The 17468-nt window shown below is 61.1% G+C and carries 8 protein-coding genes and 8 pseudogenes; 10 read left to right on the forward strand and 6 right to left on the reverse strand.

Going from position 1 to position 17468, the window contains the following annotated elements; genetic code table 11:
• Nucleotides 1–797 precede the first annotated feature (797 nt).
• Nucleotides 798–2107, forward strand: a pseudogene (locus NKJ73_RS33050) (IS1380 family transposase).
• 294 nt (nucleotides 2108–2401) lie between these two features.
• Here NKJ73_RS33050 and NKJ73_RS33055 read toward each other — a convergent pair.
• Nucleotides 2402–2611 (reverse strand): annotated as a pseudogene (locus NKJ73_RS33055) (integrase core domain-containing protein); the annotation flags it as partial.
• A 244-nt stretch (nucleotides 2612–2855) separates the two neighbouring features.
• Between NKJ73_RS33055 and NKJ73_RS33060 the strand changes: the two are divergent.
• Nucleotides 2856–4070, forward strand: a pseudogene (locus NKJ73_RS33060) (IS110 family RNA-guided transposase).
• Nucleotides 4071–4081: 11 nt separating this feature from the next.
• Here the strand turns inward: NKJ73_RS33060 and NKJ73_RS33065 are convergent.
• Nucleotides 4082–4608: pseudogene (locus NKJ73_RS33065) on the reverse strand (transposase); the annotation flags it as partial.
• A gap of 160 nt (nucleotides 4609–4768) precedes the next feature.
• On the opposite strand from NKJ73_RS33065, the pseudogene NKJ73_RS34435 reads away from it, so the two are divergent.
• The 5 genes and pseudogenes from NKJ73_RS34435 to NKJ73_RS33085 form a co-directional block, all read left to right on the forward strand.
• Nucleotides 4769–4949 (forward strand): annotated as a pseudogene (locus NKJ73_RS34435) (hypothetical protein); the annotation flags it as partial.
• A gap of 420 nt (nucleotides 4950–5369) precedes the next feature.
• Nucleotides 5370–6962, forward strand: a complete 1593-nt coding sequence (locus NKJ73_RS33070) for a class I adenylate-forming enzyme family protein (RefSeq protein WP_352572544.1) — start codon at nucleotides 5370–5372, stop codon at nucleotides 6960–6962.
• Nucleotides 6962–8125 (forward strand): thiolase family protein, encoded by a 1164-nt coding sequence (locus NKJ73_RS33075; protein ID WP_352572546.1) that lies wholly within the window; start codon nucleotides 6962–6964, stop codon nucleotides 8123–8125. The genes NKJ73_RS33070 and NKJ73_RS33075 overlap by 1 nt, the downstream gene beginning before the upstream one ends.
• 11 nt (nucleotides 8126–8136) lie before the next feature.
• Nucleotides 8137–8580: a Zn-ribbon domain-containing OB-fold protein gene (locus tag NKJ73_RS33080; protein ID WP_352572557.1), complete on the forward strand. Its 444-nt coding sequence runs from the start codon at nucleotides 8137–8139 to the stop codon at nucleotides 8578–8580.
• Nucleotides 8577–9461 (forward strand): SDR family NAD(P)-dependent oxidoreductase, encoded by an 885-nt coding sequence (locus NKJ73_RS33085; protein WP_352572548.1) that lies wholly within the window; start codon nucleotides 8577–8579, stop codon nucleotides 9459–9461. Before NKJ73_RS33080 ends, NKJ73_RS33085 begins: the two co-directional genes overlap by 4 nt.
• A 176-nt stretch (nucleotides 9462–9637) precedes the next feature.
• On the opposite strand, the pseudogene NKJ73_RS33090 reads toward NKJ73_RS33085, so the two are convergent.
• The 4 genes and pseudogenes from NKJ73_RS33090 to NKJ73_RS33105 form a co-directional block, all read right to left on the reverse strand.
• Nucleotides 9638–10338, reverse strand: a pseudogene (locus NKJ73_RS33090) (IS6 family transposase).
• Between the two features lie 90 nt (nucleotides 10339–10428).
• The gene (locus tag NKJ73_RS33095) at nucleotides 10429–12138 is read right to left on the reverse strand and encodes an acetyl/propionyl/methylcrotonyl-CoA carboxylase subunit alpha (protein ID WP_352572550.1); all 1710 of its coding nucleotides are present in this window, start codon (nucleotides 12136–12138) and stop codon (nucleotides 10429–10431) included.
• Complete coding sequence (locus NKJ73_RS33100; protein WP_352572551.1) at nucleotides 12135–13733, reverse strand: 5-oxoprolinase subunit B/C family protein; 1599 nt, start codon at nucleotides 13731–13733, stop codon at nucleotides 12135–12137. The genes NKJ73_RS33095 and NKJ73_RS33100 overlap by 4 nt, the downstream gene beginning before the upstream one ends.
• Complete coding sequence (locus NKJ73_RS33105) at nucleotides 13726–14490, reverse strand: LamB/YcsF family protein (protein ID WP_352572553.1); 765 nt, start codon at nucleotides 14488–14490, stop codon at nucleotides 13726–13728. The genes NKJ73_RS33100 and NKJ73_RS33105 overlap by 8 nt, the downstream gene beginning before the upstream one ends.
• Nucleotides 14491–14590: 100 nt before the next feature.
• On the opposite strand from NKJ73_RS33105, the gene NKJ73_RS33110 reads away from it, so the two are divergent.
• The 3 genes and pseudogenes from NKJ73_RS33110 to NKJ73_RS33120 form a co-directional block, all read left to right on the forward strand.
• On the forward strand, nucleotides 14591–15283 hold the full coding sequence (locus NKJ73_RS33110) for a GntR family transcriptional regulator (protein WP_352572555.1): 693 nt from the start codon (nucleotides 14591–14593) through the stop codon (nucleotides 15281–15283).
• Nucleotides 15284–15763: 480 nt separating this feature from the next.
• Nucleotides 15764–17055 (forward strand): annotated as a pseudogene (gene istA / locus NKJ73_RS33115) (IS21 family transposase).
• Nucleotides 17052–17385: pseudogene (locus NKJ73_RS33120) on the forward strand (ATP-binding protein); the annotation flags it as partial. The pseudogenes istA and NKJ73_RS33120, both read left to right, overlap by 4 nt.
• Between the last annotated feature and the right edge of the window lie 83 nt (nucleotides 17386–17468).

The raw sequence follows: 17468 nt of genomic DNA on the forward strand, positions 1-17468 counted from the left end.
TTCAGTGAGACTGTCCGAGTGACCGAGAACGGCGCGAAGTCGCTGAGCAGCATGTCTCGCGACATGCTGGTAAATTGCTGACTTTTCGGGATTGCGTCGTTTTCGGCGATGACGCAAAGTCGGAGCCTAACGGCGGCGCCAATTGTCACTGTCAAAACGCTCGTTCCCAGGATTGGAGAACTGACGGGAGAAGTGCACCAGCGACTGTTCCTCCCGTCATCGCGGCACCATCTTTGCCTTGAAGCGAGCTGTTCCGGCACGGTCGTCTCATGGGGATCCGCGCGTGAACAGTCTGGTCAGGCGCTGGTTGAAGGCGGGCGTTCGTGATGAGGTAGCGGAAATAAACGGCGTCCTGCGCGGCCACTATGCCTGTTACGGCGTCCCGGGGAATCTCCGGTCGCTGATGGTGTACCAGGTCGTGGAGCGTTACTGGCGCAGAATGCTATGCAGCCGCAGCCGTGATGGCGGTCGCCTTAGTTGGGGCACTTTCAACCAGATCAAAGAACGGAACCCCGCTACTGAGACCCAAACTGCGGCTCCCGCATAGGGAACTGCAGGCGCTCGCGGTGCTGTGAGGTTGCGGTAGCTCCGCACGCCACGTTCTGTGGGAACCGGGGGGGGCGACCGCCTCCGGTGACCCGGTGGAAGAGAAACGGAGCGATGCCAACACGGCCCAAGCCACCGCGCCCTTCCTCGACTCTACCGGTGGGTTGGTGGATGTGGCGCAAGCCATTGAAATGACGAAGGATTTGGTTGCTTAAGCCGATCCGAACCATTTCCCGGAGACCACACCCACCATGAACGATCTTGCGCTGCCGCTGAGCGGTTTGTCATCAGTCGGCGGCAAGTCCGTCGTCGCCCGTTTCGACGGCGGCATGCTGTCGTCCAACAGCGGCGTTCTGGCCTTGGCCGAGGTGGAAAAGCGGTTGCGGTGGCCGATCGGCTGGCGCGTTGCATCGACGATCCGCGCTGCCCGGACCAGGTCGTCCACAGCCTGGCGGACATGATCGGCTTTCGCATGAAGATGATCGCCGCCGGCTACGAGGACGGCAACGACGCCAACCGGCTAGCTGCGATTCGGTCTTCAAGATGGCCCAGGATGCGCTGCGTCGGGTCGGGATCTGGCGTCCCAATCGACGCTGTGCCGGCTGGAGAACCTGCCCGGCGTGCGGGAGCTGGTCGCGATGGGGCGGGCGATGGTCGATCTCTATTGCGCCTCGTTCCGGCAAGAGCCGAAGCGGATGGTACTCGACATTGACGACACCTTCGACGCTGTGCACGGAGGCCAACAGCTTCGCCTGTTCAATGCCACCATGACGAGTACGGCTTCCAGCCGATCGTAGTGTTCGATGGTGCGGGACGTTCGTCAGCGCGATCCTGCGACCGGCCAAGCGGCCGAGTGGGGCTGAGATCCGCCCCCACCTGCGCCGTCTGGTGCGGGCGATCCGGATCAACTGGCCGAACATTCGAATCCTGCTCCGCGGCGATAGCCATTATTGCAGCCCGCAGGTCATCGACTGGTGCCGCGCCAACGACGTCGCACGACCCTGCGCAAGCATGTCGCGGATCTGGAGGCCAGCACGACGGCGCGCTTCGAAGCGTCGGCCAAGACAGGCAAGGTCCGCAGGTTCAAGGAGTTCGTTGACGGCGCCGCTAGTTGGAGCCGCGTCGGGCGCATCATCGCGCGGGTCGAGGTCGGCGCCCAAGATGGCGATATCCGCTTCGTCTCACCAACCTTGCCGGTGGGAAGGCCAAGGCGCTCTACGAGGATGTCTACTGCCGGCGCGGCGCGGCCGAGAACCACATCAAGTCGTGGAAGACGCATCTTGCCGCCGACCGCACATCCTGCACCAGAGCGACGGCCAACCAGTTCCGGCTATTCCTGCATGCCGGTGCTTACTGGTTGATGTGGGGCTTGCGGGCCGCGATGCCGAGGCGCTCGAGCTTTGCCGTCGCCCAATTCGACACGCTGCGATTGCGCCTCATCAAAATCGCTGCGCGGGTGGTCGAGATGAAATCGCAAATCCGCCTGCACCTGCCGACATCGTGCCCCGACCAGCGCATCCTGCGCATCGTCCTCGATCGCATCCCCCAACTCGCGACATAACGATGGGGGCAGACGCCCCGAAACGAACCCGTCGACCGCAACCTGCAAACCCCCGCCTGCCATCACGACGGAGCAATCCCGGCGCCTGACGAGGCGCGTGGAAAAGCACCACAACGGCGACCACAGCGTCGCTTCAGGCCGTCAAAAGCTTATCGCCGTACATCAAGGCGGCTAGTTCGCCCTGAAAAACTCTTTGACGTTGCCCCCAAGTTTTATCCAATCCTGAGTTCGCTCCGGCGATCAATGTTGCCCTGTTGGGCGGTTTGAGCGACGGGCAGAGGCGCGGAGCTGACCTTAGTGCGCAGCGCTGTGTCCCGTCGCCGGGTAAAGGTGTGGGCGAACTCGAAGGGGGGTCTGCCATCCGAGCCGCGAATGTGGGCGATTGAAGTTATAATCTGTCCGCCAACTGGCCAAGACCGCGCGAGCCTGTGCCAATGAGGTGAACAGCATCTCGTTCAGCAGTTCGTCACGGAGGCGACCGTTGAAGCTCTCGATGAAGCCGTTATCCGGCATGTTGTTCTCGGTGTCATCGTTTGTTCGGTCGTCAGGTTCGTTAAGCTTGGCGCATCCGGGCCACGGGGCACCGGGAGCACGCAAGTGCGGGCAGGCCGTCGTATGCAGATGAACTGCGAGTTCGAGCACGTTATCTGGCCGCCCCTACGACTCGCCCGGATGCGCTGCGAGCGCGGATCCGTATTTGTCGTGTTGCCCGCTGGCTCCCTGTTCGTGACCAACGATGGAGGGAACCGTGCGTATTATCGGCATGGACATACACCGCGTAGCCGCCGAGGTCGTGTCGTTGCTTGATGGCGAGATCGTCAAGCTCGGCCGCGTTCAAATGCTGCGCAATAAGCTCGAGGAGTTCGCCAGGAAGGAACTCACCCACGATGATCATGTGGTGATCGAGGCGACAGGCAATGCTGCTGCCGTCGCTGAAGTGCTGTCGCCCTACGTCCATCGGATCGTGATCGCCAATCCCAAGCAGGTGCACATGATCGCGCACGCGAAGGTGAAGACTGACACGATCGACGCACTGTCCTTGCGAAGCTCTACGCCTCGGGCTTTCTGCCGGAGGTCTGGGTTCCGGATCCGGGGACCCTTGCCCTCTGAAGACAGGTCGCCAGGCGGACACTGCTGGTTCGCCAGCGTTCGCGGCTGAAGAACCTGATCCAGTCAATTCTCCACGCCCACCTAATCCCGCCGTGTCCGCATGGGAACCTCGCCGGGATCAGCGGGCGCAAATGGCTGACGAGGCAAATAATGCCTGCGGATGAGCGCGCCGCCATCGAGCGCCACCTCGGCTTGATTAACCAGATCAACGAGGCGCTGACGGTGGTCGAGGCGGATATCGCCGTACATGCCCTCCAGGATCCGACAATCCGCCGCCTGATGACGTTGCGCGGCCTCGACGTCACCGGCTGCGAGCATTGCCGCGGCAATCGGCGACATACGGCGCTTCAGCGATCCACAGAAGCTCGTTGCCTATCTTGGCCTCAATCCGAGCGTGCGGCAGTCCGGTGAGGGGCCAGCCTATCACGGGCGCATCACGAAGCAGGGCCGCGGCCATGCGCGGGGGATGCTGGTCGAGGCGGCATGGGCGGCTGTGCGATCGCCAGGACCTCTTCGCGCCTTCCACAAGCGGATCGCCTCGCGCCGCGGGAAGCACATCGCGGCCGTCGCCACTGCGCGCAAGCTTGCAATGATCATCTGGCATGCTGAGCAAGGATACCGACTACATCTGGGCCCGGCCGGCCTTGCTCGCCCGCAAGTTCAGATCGGTCGAGCTGCGTGCCGGCCTCCCGACCAGCCATGCCAGACGCGGCACCGCCTTCGACTACAACATCCCGGCCAAGCGCGCCGACAATCTCAGGTCGAGAAGGCGGAAGCTGCCTACGCAGCAGCGACTTCCCGATGGCGAACGAGGCCGAAGACGCAGAAGGCTGTGGAAAAAGCCGCCGAATGAGAAGAAGGGGCTAGACGCTTGTCATTGACCACATAATCTTCCCGCCGCAGCAGCACGTGCAGGCGGCGGTAACCGAAGCGTCGGCGGTAACCGAAGCGTCGGCGCTCATGCGCGATCGCCTTCATCCGCTCCCGCAGGTCACCATCGTCGCGACGGCTCGCCTTGTGGCTAACCGTCATCCTGCAGCAGCTGATTGTCTTGCACTCACGCCGCTCGCTGATCTCGAATGCAGTTCGAAGATGCGCGACAGCCTCTCGCTCGGCAGCGGGCGTCACCATTTTTTTCCGAGAAGATCTTTCAAAGCGGCATTGTCGAGCATGGCGTCCGCCAGGAGCCGCTTCAGACGAGCGTTCTCATCCTCCAGCGTCTTCAGCCGCTTCGCTTCCGACACGTCCGTGCCGCCATACGTCGCCTTCCATTTGTAGATGCTGGCGTCGCTGACCCCGTGCTTGCGGCACAGATCGGCCACCGAAACTCCGGCCTCGTGCTCCTTCAAAATCCCGATGATCTGCTCTTCACTGAAACGGCTGCGCTTCATTGTCTGGTCCTCGCGTTGGGCCAAAACGAACTTCAAACCAGATTAAGCAAAAGGGGCGACGTCATCTTGTACCCCTTGCGTTGCAGGGATTCCCATCGGGTTTGAAGTATTGGAGAATGCCGGAAACCACCTTTGATTCCGTCGTTTTCCGGTGATTTTGCGCAACTTCCTCCTCGGCCATTGCTATCAATGCCCTACTCGTCGCCGCAGGCCAAAATCTGCGCCTGATCCTCACGGTTCTCGCTGTTTGGCTTGCCTGGTGCTTGCAAGCACTCCAGCCGAAAACGGCGAAATCGGATGCTTCCACCAGTCTTCACGCGTTCGGAATATCAACGCCTTAGCCGTTATTAAGGCCCAGCTATTTAGCCCTAGGAGGTGCGGGAGGCCGCCGTTCGCCGTTCCAGTTCTTGTGAAATCGAGCAGCGGTCGTTCCACCAAGCCGGGGGCGGCCATCTAAGAACGCGATGGTACCGTCCGGGACATTATATTGGCAAATTGAAGACAGGTTGGCGCATACTTGCAGAGCGGAGAAACGCGATCCCGGCGCCACGGTCGCCCGTTACTCACAAATAGGTTGAACAATGAGCAAAGCACCACATCTTACGTTCGATCTTGATACGCCCGGCGTGAGCAGGGGGCATTTTGTTGTCCCGGGAGGTGCCGACCGTGGGAAGCTTTCGCTCCCGGTCTTCAGTCTCAATAAAGGAGAGGAGACCGCATCGCTGGAGAAAGCTCCACGCGTATGCACGGGGATTTGAGGGATGCTTGATGCTCCGCAGGTAACCGTGCCAGCGCTGATCTCGGTGCACGCTGCCAACCATCCTCGCCAAGTTGCGCTGATCGAAGGGACGACGACACTCGACTGGCAAGGGTTCGACCAGGAGACCTCTCGCATCGCACATGCGCTGAGGCGGGCAGGATTTGGCATCGGCAGCAACGTCGGCGTGCTCGCGGTGAACTCGATGGAAAGCATTTTGCTCGTCTTCGGTGTGGCCAAAGCAGGTGCCTGCTACGTGCCCGTCAACGGCTTCCTTTCAGATCAGCAAGTGGTCACGTTGATCAAGGACGCAGAGGTGGATATTCTTTTCGTCTCCGCGGAATACGCCGCTAAAGTCGATTCCAGTCGGGAGGCGCTGCCGCGTATTCGGTCCGCTAATTGGGTCGGCGTCGGCTTCGAGGGGTCGGGATGGAAGTCCCTCGAGAGCTTTGTCAAGGGGTGCCCAACGGACCCGCTTCCGCCTGCCGATCCGACGAGCCGAATGGTTATTTGGTACTCTTCGGGCACGACCGGCAAGCCCAAGGGCATAGTCAAGTCGTTCAATGCGCTGCAATGGAGTGCGATACTCTTCGGCACCGAAATGGGTTTCCGGTCAGACAGTGTGGCACTGCTTGCGACCCCCGTGTCGGCAGCGGCGACCTGGCTAAACATGCTCAGCGCAGTCTTCGTGGGTGGAACGATCGTGGTGACGCCCAAGTTCTCACCGACAGATTTCCTGGCGCTCGTCGCAAAACATCGCGTCACGCATGCGCAGCTTGTGCCAACCCAACTCGATGCCATTATTCAAGATCCTGCCCTCGACAAAGCGGATTGTTCAAGCCTCCGCGCGGTTCTTTCTGTCGGCTCTGCGTTGGCCGCACGCACTAAGTCCGAGATACGCGCGCGCATGACGTCGAACTTCTTCGAATGCTATGGCTCTAGCGAAGGCTCGGCAACTCTTTGCAGGCCGATGGATCATGACGAAAAGCCAGGCTCGGTCGGGCGCGCGCTGCTCGGCTGCGAAGTTTGTATCATCGACAATGATGGTGTTGAGGTCGAATCAGACGTGGTCGGCGAGATAGTGGCTCGCGTGCCCTTCATGATGGAGGGATATTACGGGCGACCGGAAGACACAGCAGAGATCGTCTGGACGAAAAGCAATGGCCGGACATTCCTCAAGACCGGCGATCTGGGCAGCAAGGATGAGGAGGGTTTTGTATTCATCCGCGGTCGGAAGAAGGACATGATCATCTCGGGCGGGTTCAATATATACCCCGCCGACATCGAAGCCGTAATTCTCGAGCATCCGGCGGTCGAAGAAGTGGCGGTAATCGGCATTCCGCACCCTAAGTGGGGGGAAACGCCGGTTGGTTTGGTGCGCATGAGGCAGGCCGAAAAAATCGAGATCGAGGAGCTTCTTGGATGGGTAAATGGCAGGCTGGGAAAGCACCAGCGCCTACAGAGCATAGGTATTTGGTCGTCCTTTCCCCGGAACGCGCTTGGCAAATTGCTGAAGAACGACATTCGCGATGAATTTCTCTCGGCAGGACAAAGCGCACCTCACGAAATTAAGCCCCATCAAGATTCGGAAAAGTAATGGGTTCTGTTTCACAAAATGCTTATATTGCAGGGATATACGAGCACCCCACGAGGAAGGCTGTGGACAAGTCCATGGGGCAGCTTTACTTCGAGATCGCGCAGGGAGCGGTAGCAGATGCCGGCTTGTGGCTATCCGATGTTGATGCTTTCTACTGCGACACAGACGCCCCAGGCCTGGGTCCGCTGTCGATCATCGAATATCTCGGCATAGAGGTCCGTCACTACGATAATACGGATGTGGGCGGATCAGCGCCCATGGTTCATCTGTCGCACGCGGCCCAGGCAATCGCTGCTGGCAAGTGCAATGTCGCTCTCGTGACACTGGCCGGCAAACCGCGCACCGGGGGGCGAGGGCTAGACAAGCAGCCAAACTGGGGCGTTCCCGAGATGGCTTTCGAGTCGCCCTACGCTAGTGGCGTGGTCGATCAGTACGCTATGAGCGCCATGCGGCACATGTACGAATTCGGCACCACCGCGGAGCAACTCGCCTGGGTAAAGGTGGCAGCTTCCCATCATGCGCAGCACAATCCACATGCGATGTTGCGCGACGTAGTCACCGTGGAGCAGGTTCTCGGATCGGTGATGATCGCTGATCCCCTGCACAAGCTCGACTGCTGCGTTGTCAGCGACGGCGGCGGTGCGTTTGTCGTTGTTAGTCAGGAGATCGCGCGCCAGCTCAAGCGACCGCGCGTAAGGCTTCGTGGAGCAGGCGAGGCGATCCGCGACCTGCGGGGAGGCACCGCCGACATAACATCATCGGGCGCCGTCGTGTCGGGTGCGACGGCGTTTGCCGAAGCGGGGGTGAAGCCTTCGGATATCAAATATGCGTCGCTTTACGACAGCTTCACCATAACGGTCCTCATACAGCTGGAAGATCTGGGGTTCTGCGGACGAGGCCAAGGTGGTGCCTTCGTGGCCGACGGCAAGCTGATTTCCGGAGTGGGTAAGCTGCCCATCAATACAGACGGCGGAGGGCTGTGCAGCAACCATCCCGCCAATCGCGGCGGCATGACCAAGATATTGGAGGCCGTGCGCCAGCTTCGCGGAGAGGCCCATCCCGCGGTGCAGGTCCCGAACTGTGATCTGGCGCTTGCTCACGGAACCGGTGGCTGGTTGGCCAGCCGCCATGGCAGCGCGACAGTGATCCTGGAAAGGGAATAGCTGTGGATGTGATGACATGGAGCCCGTTAACGCCAGTCCCACCGGCCAGTCCTGAGAGTGAGGCGTTCTGGAACGCCACAGCGATGGACAGGCTGCTCGTGAAGTTCTGCAACAGCTGCAACCAGGTCCACGTCTATCCCCGCGCGCATTGCCCGTTCTGTTTCAGCGTCGACACCGAGTGGAGGGAGTCGCCAGGAGGGGGAGAGATTTATTCCTATACTGTCATGCGGCGAGAAATGCCGCCGCGCGTCGTCTCCTATGTAAGGCTGGATGAGGGGGTAATCTTGCTTACCAATATCGTCGGCTGCAATCCGGACGAAGTTCACATCGGGCAAAGAGTGAAAGTGGTGTTCCCGCGTGCTGAGGATGGGCCGTGCGTACCGGCTTTCGCCCCTGCTTCGTCGGCACGGGAAATAGCTTACCGCAGCGAAGTGTCAGGGAGCAGTAACTCATGAAGAAGATTGATCTCACTGGGCGGGTTGCCGTCGTTACCGGTGCCGGCAACGGCTTGGGCCGTGCGCATGCTCTGATGCTCGCGAAGCGCGGCGCCAAGGTCATCGTTAACGACGTAGCCAGCGGCGGGGAGGCCGCGGCAAGCGTTGCTGCGGAGATTGTTCGCAGCGGCGGCGAGGCGGCAGCCGATTCCAGCAACGTGGGCGACGTGGCGCAGGCTCAGGCGATCATCGCTACCGCTATTGAAAAGTTCGGTCGGATCGACATCTTGGTGAACAACGCCGGCAACCTGCGCGACCAAACCTTCCTCAAGTTGGATATGAGCGACTTCGACCTAGTTATCCGTGTCCATCTGCTTGGATCCGCCTACTGCACGAAGGCCGCTTGGCCGCACATGAAGGAACAAGGCTACGGGCGTGTGGTGATGACCACATCGGGGTCGGGGCTATATGGGAATTTCGGCCAGTCGAACTACGGCGCGGCGAAGATGGGGCTCGTCGGCCTAATGAACGTGCTCAAGTTGGAGGGGCTTCGTCACGGCATTCTAATCAATACAGTATCGCCGACCGCCGCAACGCAGATGACGGCTGAGATGCTCTCCGGCGAAATGGCCGCCATGTTGATGCCAGAGTTCGTTTCGGCGGCGGTTACCTATCTAAGCAGCGACAGCTGCACCCTAACGGGCCAGATTCTGAGCGCCGGGGGAGGACATTTCGCAGTTGCCCGCGTTTTAGAGAGCCGTGGGATCTACGTCGATCCTGCTGCCGATCCCGATCCTGACATCATAGCGGAACGTTATGGCGAGATTTCGGATTTCACTGACCCCGTATTCCTGGGTTCGAGCCAAGACCTTATCAAAAAGCTGACGCCGGGTGCGAATTGACGGCAGTCTCAATCAGACAGTCCGGCAACTAGTGCGTAGAGCTGCGTTGCCGAGTTGCTTGATGGACTTGCGGGCAAGAGCGTCGGTGAATCGCTGTGCCTCTCGTGACGCAGGCGATGGTGAATGGCGTTGTCACGTTGTTTGAAATGTGGCCGCGTGAGGCCGACACCGCGCTTTCAGGCAGGCCGTGCACTCACGGCTTCCCACGCGACCTGGCATGGCGTCGATGGGTTCGAATTTGGGCTGCGGAGCGGTTGGTCTGGGACGAACAGGTTTCGGACGGCGGAGAAAATCGACACGAAATGCTGCAATGAGCCGATCGACCGGAAACCCTGTCGCGTTCGCTCTCACTTTCGAAACGAGAATTCTCCGCCCGGTTGTTCAAGCCTTTATGCGAGCGGTGCTCGGACCGTCGGCATGACCTGGCGTTTGGCCGCCCCATAGGAGCGCAATTTTTCGGTGACCATACGATTTGGCTGTAGACCCTGCTTCTCCAGAAGTCGCGTCAGCAGGCGCCTAGCGGCCTTGGTGTTGCGGCGCGTCTGGACGACCTCGTCGAGCACATATCCGTCCTGATCAACCGCTCGCCACAACCAGCATTGCTGACCGTTGATGCACACCACGACTTCATCGAGGCGCCAGACATCGTCTTTCGTTGGTGCCTTGCGGCGTATGCTGCGCGCATAATCAGGGCCGTGCTTTCGGCACCACCGCACCACCGGCGGATGGTCTCGTAGGAAACGACGATCCCGCGATCGAGCAGCATTTCCTCGACATCGCGCAAGCTCAGATTGAAGCGGAAGTAGAGCCAGACAGCACGGGGCACGATTTCCATCGGATAGCGGTGGTTCTTGTAGGTCGGTGCACTCACGGTCATGGGCGCGCTGGTACCTCAATTTCCTTACCGCTCAATCAATGTGACAGCACCTCCTGTCGAGGCTAGCCCAAATGGCGTAATCCGTCTGCTTCAGCCAATCGTTGCCAGTTCAGCGCCGAGACTGACCGCCTTGCCAGCCTCGACCTTGATGCAAATGCGGCCAGCCTTCGACGCGAGGATGCGGGTTTCCATCTTCATGGCCTCGATCAGCGCCACGGCCTCGCCTTCAGCGACCTCCGCCCCATCTTTGACCAGCCATTGCTGAAGCGTCCCGGGAATTGGGGCCGTCACCTCCCACTCGCTCGCGGGCGCTATTGCCGGGGCCGCTGGCTGCGGCGCGGAAAGACCGGTAAACAGCGCGGCCGGCAGGCTAAGCACATGCCGCTTCCCGTCGATTTCGATGAAGCTGCGAAAGAGATTGCCGTCGATTGGATCGACGCGCGGAGCGGGTTCGACACCGCGGAATGCCGTTTCGATCCAGTTGGTGTGGACGCGAAAAGCGTCCTCCCCGGTGAAGTCCGGCTCCTGCAGCACTGCACGGTGGAAAGGTAACACGGAGGCCACACCCTCGATCCGGAACTCGGCAAGCGCCCGACGGGCGCGGATCAGTGCCTCCTCGCGCGTAGCGCCGGTGACGATCAGTTTCGCCATCATTGAATCATAGAGGCCGGGAATTTCGGAGCCGGATTCCACGCCGGCATCGAGCCGTACGCCGGGTCCGGAAGGCGCGCGAAAGCGGGTGATCAGCCCCGGCGTCGGCAGGAACCCGCGGCCGGCATCCTCGGCGTTGATGCGGAACTCGAAGGCATGGCCGCGCGGGACGGGCGTTTCCGATACCGAGAGGGGCATACCATCGGCGATGCGCAACTGCTCAACAACGATGTCGACGCCCGTCGTCTCCTCCGTCACGGCATGTTCAACCTGCAGGCGTGTGTTGACCTCAAGGAAGGAAATGATGCCGTTCTGCGACAGCAGGAACTCTACCGTGCCGGCGCCAGTGTATCCAACCTTTGCGCAAATGGCACGCGCGGCGTCGTGGATGCTGGCGCGCTGCTCGGCTGTTGTGTAGGGCGCCGGCGCCTCCTCTACGAGTTTCTGGTTACGGCGTTGAAGCGAGCAGTCCCGGGTACCCAGGACTACGGTGTTCCCGCGGCTGTCAGCGATGATCTGCGCCTCAATGTGGCGCGGCTTGTCAAGGAATTGTTCTGCGTAGCATTCGCCGCGGCCGAAGGCGTCCGTTGCCTCGCGCACAGCCGATTCGAAGAGTTCTCCCACCTCTTCAATTCGGCGCGCGACCTTCATGCCACGTCCGCCGCCGCCGAAGGCGGCCTTGATCGCGAGCGGCAGGCCCACTTCCTTCGCGAAGGCGACCGCTTCGGCCGCCGAGGCGATGGGTCCGGCCGATCCCTTGACCAATGGCGCGCCGACTTGTGCTGCGATCCGCCGGGCCTCAACCTTGTCGCCGAGTGCGGTGATGACCGCTGGTGCCGGGCCGACCCAAATGAAGCCGGCGTCGAGAACCGCCTGTGCGAATTCCGCGCGCTCGGAGAGGAACCCGTAGCCGGGATGGACGGCATCAGCCCCGGCCCGGCGGGCGATGTCGAGGATCTTTGGGATATTCAAATAGGTTTCTGCCGGTCGGCCAGGGCCGAGGCCATAGGCCTCATCGGCAAGTTCGGCATGGAGCGAACCGGCATCGGCGTCAGAGTAGATCGCGACCGAGGCGACCCCGTAGTCGCGCGCGGCGCGGGCGACGCGGATGCCGATTTCGCCGCGATTTGCGATGAGCAGCTTTTTCATCCGTTGGTTTCCCTGATGAGCGGGTCGAAGGCGACCACGGCGTTGAAGCGAATGTTTGCGCCGATCGGAATCTGGCCGGCGAGGTCAAGATGATGTCGTGCAACGACGCCGATCACTGGATAGCCACCAGTCAGCGGATGGTCGGCGAGGAAGAGAACCGGCTGTCCGCTATGCGGCACCTGGATCGAGCCGAGAGTGGTACCTTCCGAAGGCAGTTCAGTTGCATTGCGTCTTTCCACGGGCTCCGCCCCAGCAAGGCGCATGCCGACACGGCTCGATTCCGCCGTCACCTGCCATTCCTGAAAAAGAAGCGTTTCGATGCCCTTATCGGTGAACCAGTCCGTGCGCGGGCCGAGCACCACGTCGAGCGTCACTGTCCCTCCGGCCTTCGGCAGGGAAACCTGCACCGAGCGGAACGGATCGACAGCGGCGGCGGGTTGGTTTGCCGGGACCAGCAGATCGCCCATAGCGATCGGCGCAGGTCCGATCCTCGCCAGCGTGTCCGACGATGCCGAGCCAAGCAGGGATTCGACGGCAAAGCCGCCGCGCAGTGCCAGGTAGCTGCGCATGCCTTCCGGCGGCAAGCCGAGCGTCAAATCGTCGCCCGCGTCGAGCGCGAAGGGCCGGCCAAAGGGCGCCGGGACGATACAGCCGTCCGCGGCGTGGATCACAAGCTGTACTGGTGCACCCGTAACGGCAAGCGTAACCGGCCGGTCAGCCTTGAGGCCAAAGCCACCGAAGGTGATCTCGATGGCTGCCGCATGACACGGATTGCCGACGCAGAGGTTCGCGCTTTTGAGGCTTCTCCGGTCGAGAGCGCCAGATCCAGTGACACCCTGGTCGGCCCGGCCGGGACGACCGAGGTCTTGGTAGAGCGCCGGACGGTCGGCGCGGGTGACGACAAGGCCGGCGGTGGGGCCAGCCGTGTCCGACTGTTTTTCCAGGCTAATGGCAACCGGAACCACGGCGCCCTTCGCAATTTCTCGAAAACGGACGCGGTCGCCCGGGGCAAGTAGTGCTGCGCGAGGGCGACTCCCGTCCCACATCTTCAGCGGCGTGCGGCCGAGAAGCTGCCAGCCGCCGGGGCTATCGGCGGGATAGACACCGCCGAATTTCCCGCCAAGTGCCACCGAACCAGCCGGAATGCGCAGCCGCGGCTTCTTGCGTCGCGGCACGTCGAAAGCGGGATCGTCGCATGTCAAGTAGGCGAAGCCGGGGGCAAAGCCGGTGAAGGCGACGGTGTACATCGCGTCCGCATGTCTGCGAATTAATTCTTCCACTTTCCAGCCGAAGATCTCGGCGACGTCCACCAGATCTTCGCCGTCGTAGGCGACGGGAATCTCGAAAGTCTGCCCCTGCCGCGTGCTACGGACGGACAGGTCGATTCCAGAAATCAAAGCCACGAGATGCGCCTGGTCTGTGACAAAAGGATCGAAGCGGACCATCAAGGTGCGGGCGGCCGGCACCAGATCGATGACACCCGCTGGCCGGGCGGCGAGCAGTCCATCAAGAAGCGTCAGCGTTCTGCAGAGATCATCGAGCTCGACCAAGAAAGCATCGCTGCCCGCGGGCAAGAAGCGCAGACCCTCAGCCATCGATAAAGGACTTCAGTTCAACGCCGTGGCTCAAGAGCATTTCGCGCAGCGCGTGCGCAATGGCGACGGCCGCCGGCGTGTCGCCGTGGATGCAAATCGACTGGGCTTCGAGCGCGATTTCTGTTCCGTCAATGGCGGTAATGCGGCCTTCGAGAACCATGTGCAACATGCGCTCAGCAATCGCGTTCGGATCGTGAATGACCGAATCCGGCGAGCGCCGGTTAACGAGCCTGCCATCGGAATTGTAGGCGCGGTCGGCGAAGGCTTCGCAGACGACCTTAAACCCGGCCGCACGAGCCTGTTCGACAATCGGTGCGCCGGCGAGCGCCATCAGGGCAAGCGAAGGGTCGACTGCGCTAATGGCTTCGAGGACGGCGCCCGCTTGGCGGGCATCATGCGCAATCGTATTGTAGAGTGCGCCGTGCGGCTTGACGTAGCGCACGCTTGTGCCGGCGGCCTTGGCAAGCCCCTCCAGTGCGCCGATCTGATAAATGGTATCACCGATCAGTTCCGCGCTGGTCGGTTCCATGTTTCGGCGGCCGAAGCCAACAAGATCGCGGTAGCCGATATGCGCGCCGACCGCGACGCCACATCTTGCCGCTTCCTTCAACACTGAAAGAATACCGGCGGGATCGCCGGCGTGAAAGCCGCAGGCAATGTTGGCGCTGGTGACCATCGAAAGCATCGACACGTCGTCACCCATCGGCCAGGGGCCGAAACTTTCACCGAGATCGCAATTTAGATCAATGTGTGTCATATCATAGCTTGTCTACAACGTCGTCCATATTGTTCCATACCACGAGTAAGATTACTCAACAATCTTATTCCCAGATGACCTTCAACCTGCAGGCAATTCGATGACGAATGAAAAGACCCTGGACACCAATGATCGATCGCTCGCGGAGTCAGTGGCAGCTCGTATACGTGAGCTGCTCATCGCGGGCGAGTTCGCCCCAGGAGAGAAGCTTTCAGAACAGCAAGTTGCCGCCAGGTTCGGCATCTCACGCAACACACTAAGAGAAGTCTTCCGACTGCTTACAAGTCAAAGGCTGCTCACATACGTTCCCAATCGCGGGGTTTTTGTTGTCGCGCCTGATGAAGCAGCAGTCATCGATATTTATCGGGTGCGCTCGGTAATTCAGAAAGGAGCCGTTCAGGTCGCGACCTGGGGGCATCCGGCTATTTCGCGAATGCGGTTGCTGGTAGAGCAGGGGCGTGAGGTGGGCTCTTACGCCAATTGGCGGCAGGTCGGAACGATCAACATGGAATTTCACCGTGCGATGGTGGAGCTGTGCGACAGCACGCGCCTTAACGCCATCTTTGACCTGGTGCTCGCGGAGCTGCGGCTTGTCTTCGGGCAGCTTGAAGAAACAGCGCATCTCCACGAGCCCTATATCGGACTGAATGCATCTCTTGTCTGTGCACTTGAGGAAGGCAACCTCCCCGCTGCGCTTTTGCAGCTAGATTTATATCTAGTCAAATCGGAAAGGGCGGTACTCGCAGCACTTCAGCGCGCAAGAAGACATTCGAGGAGGGAGTGGCCGAGCTAGCAGACTCCGTGTTGGCCAAGAAGACTCTGGTGGCACGAGACCGCCTTGCAACGCCCAAGCTGACTACGGGCCTGTCAGGACGCGACGTTCGAACGATTGGGCCTGGGCCAGGAGTATATGGGTGACAACCGCATTACCACTTTTGCCGCGGAGACCACCCACACAACCTATCTGCCTGAACTCCGGGTGAGGTGTCGGGTAACCGCGACGCTCCTCGGTCTGGCTAGGCCGCTGGAAAATCGATCGGAATAAGGCGCGGATGACGCTGGCTACCGACCTCGCCGCGCCAGGTTAATTCAGGCCTGAAAAGGGTATCACCTGTGCGCTCCGAGCAGGGAAGTGCATTCCGGCCCGTCACTTTATAGAGATGTCGGACGCATTGTTTCGACGTAGGTACAGCATGAGCTATCGGCCGAATTGAGAAACTGACCCCCTGACGAAATGAAGAACTGACCCCCTCGGTTATGAGAGGAGGCATGGATGACGATTGGGATTTCGGCGATTCCTGCATTGTCGAGAACGATGCAGGGAGAGGAGATGCTTCAGCCTGAAGAAGTGACAGCGATGCTGCGGCTGCATGAGCTTGGCTGGGGAGCGAAGCGACTGGCGAAGGAATTCGGATGCGCGCGCAACACGGTGCGTCGGTATCTGCGCGAGGGCGGGACTGTTCCGTTTCGCAAGCCTGTGCGGCGGACCGCGTTTGACGGGCTGGACGATTGGCTGCGGGAGCGCTTCTTCCGCCATGGCGGCAACGCCGATGTGGTGCGCCAGGAACTGGAGAGCGAACATGGGATCGTCATAGGGCTTCGGTCGGTGGAGCTTCGGGTGCAGGGTTGGCGTCGGGAGTTGAGGCGCAGAAGCGCGCGACGGTTCGGTTTGAGACGGCGCCGGGACATCAGATGCAGATCGACTTTGGTGACACGCGGGCGTGGATCGACGGCGAGCGTGTTCGGGTGCATCTGTTTGTAGCAACGCTGGGTTACTCGCGTCGGCTGCATATCCGTCCCTCGCTTCGGGAGCGCCAGGTGGACTGGTTCGAGGGGATGGAAGGAGCCTTCCTTCGCTTCGGCGGGATTCCAACGGAAGTGCTGTTCGACAACCCGAAGGCGCTGGTCGAACATCACGATGCGATGACGCGGGAGGTGCGGTTCAATGTGAGGCTGCACACCTTTGCCCGCTATTGGGGATTTACGCCGCGGGCTTGTGCGCCCTACCGGGCGCGTACGAAGGGGAAGGACGAACGCGGGGTCGGCTAGGTCAAGCGCAATGCGATTGCCGGCCGCCGGTTCGAGAACTGGGCGGCGTTCGAGGCGCATCTGGACCGGTGGACGCGCGAGATTGCCGATCAGCGTGTGCATGGCATGACCGGCGTGGCTCCTGCGGAGCGCTTTGCCGAAGAGGCTGGGGCGCTTCGCCCTCTGGACGGACGGGCGCCGTTTGGGCAGCTGCGGGATCTCGTGCGCAAGGTCGAGGCAGACTGCGCAATCGACCTGGACACGAACAGTTACTCGGTTTCGTGGCGGCTGATCGGGGAGAGCGTCCAAGTCGTGGTGCTGGGCGGCCGTGTTATCGTGCGTCACGCGGGCGAGGTGGTGGCGGATCATGCCTTGTGCCGGGGACGTCGCCAACGGATTGTCGAGCGCGCGCATCTTGCCGGCGTGGTCGGCGCTGCTGCGCCGGTGCGATCGGCGCCGGCGGAGATCGTTGCGGCTTCCGCTCTGTTGCGGCCGCTGGCCGAATATGAGGCACTGGTGGGAGGCAGCTGGGGATGACGACGGTCGATCACGAGATGCTGGTGGCTCAGCTCGACCGGCTGAAGCTGACCGCGATCCGGGATCAGCTCGATACGCTGCTGGACGAAGCGGCGCGTTCGCAAATGACCTTGCGCGAGGCTTTGGCTTTCCTGGTGACGCGCGAGATCGCGCGGCGCGACGAGCGGCGCATCTCCATGGCAGGCCAGATCGCGCAGTTCCCGTTTGTGCGCGAACTCGACGGCTTCGACTTCGACGCGCAGCCGTCGCTGGATCAGCGCCAAATCCGGGGAGCTGGCGACCTGCCGCTGGATCGCTCATGGCGACACGGTCCTGTTCCTTGGACCTCCCGATCCCACGACATAATGCACACCTCGCTATGTTATTGAAAAAGCTGGATCTGCTGATCCTGTGATTGTGATAATGGACTGTGT

This window comes from Mesorhizobium sp. M0074 (assembly GCF_040322975.1).
Classification (GTDB): Bacteria; Pseudomonadota; Alphaproteobacteria; order Rhizobiales; family Rhizobiaceae; genus Mesorhizobium.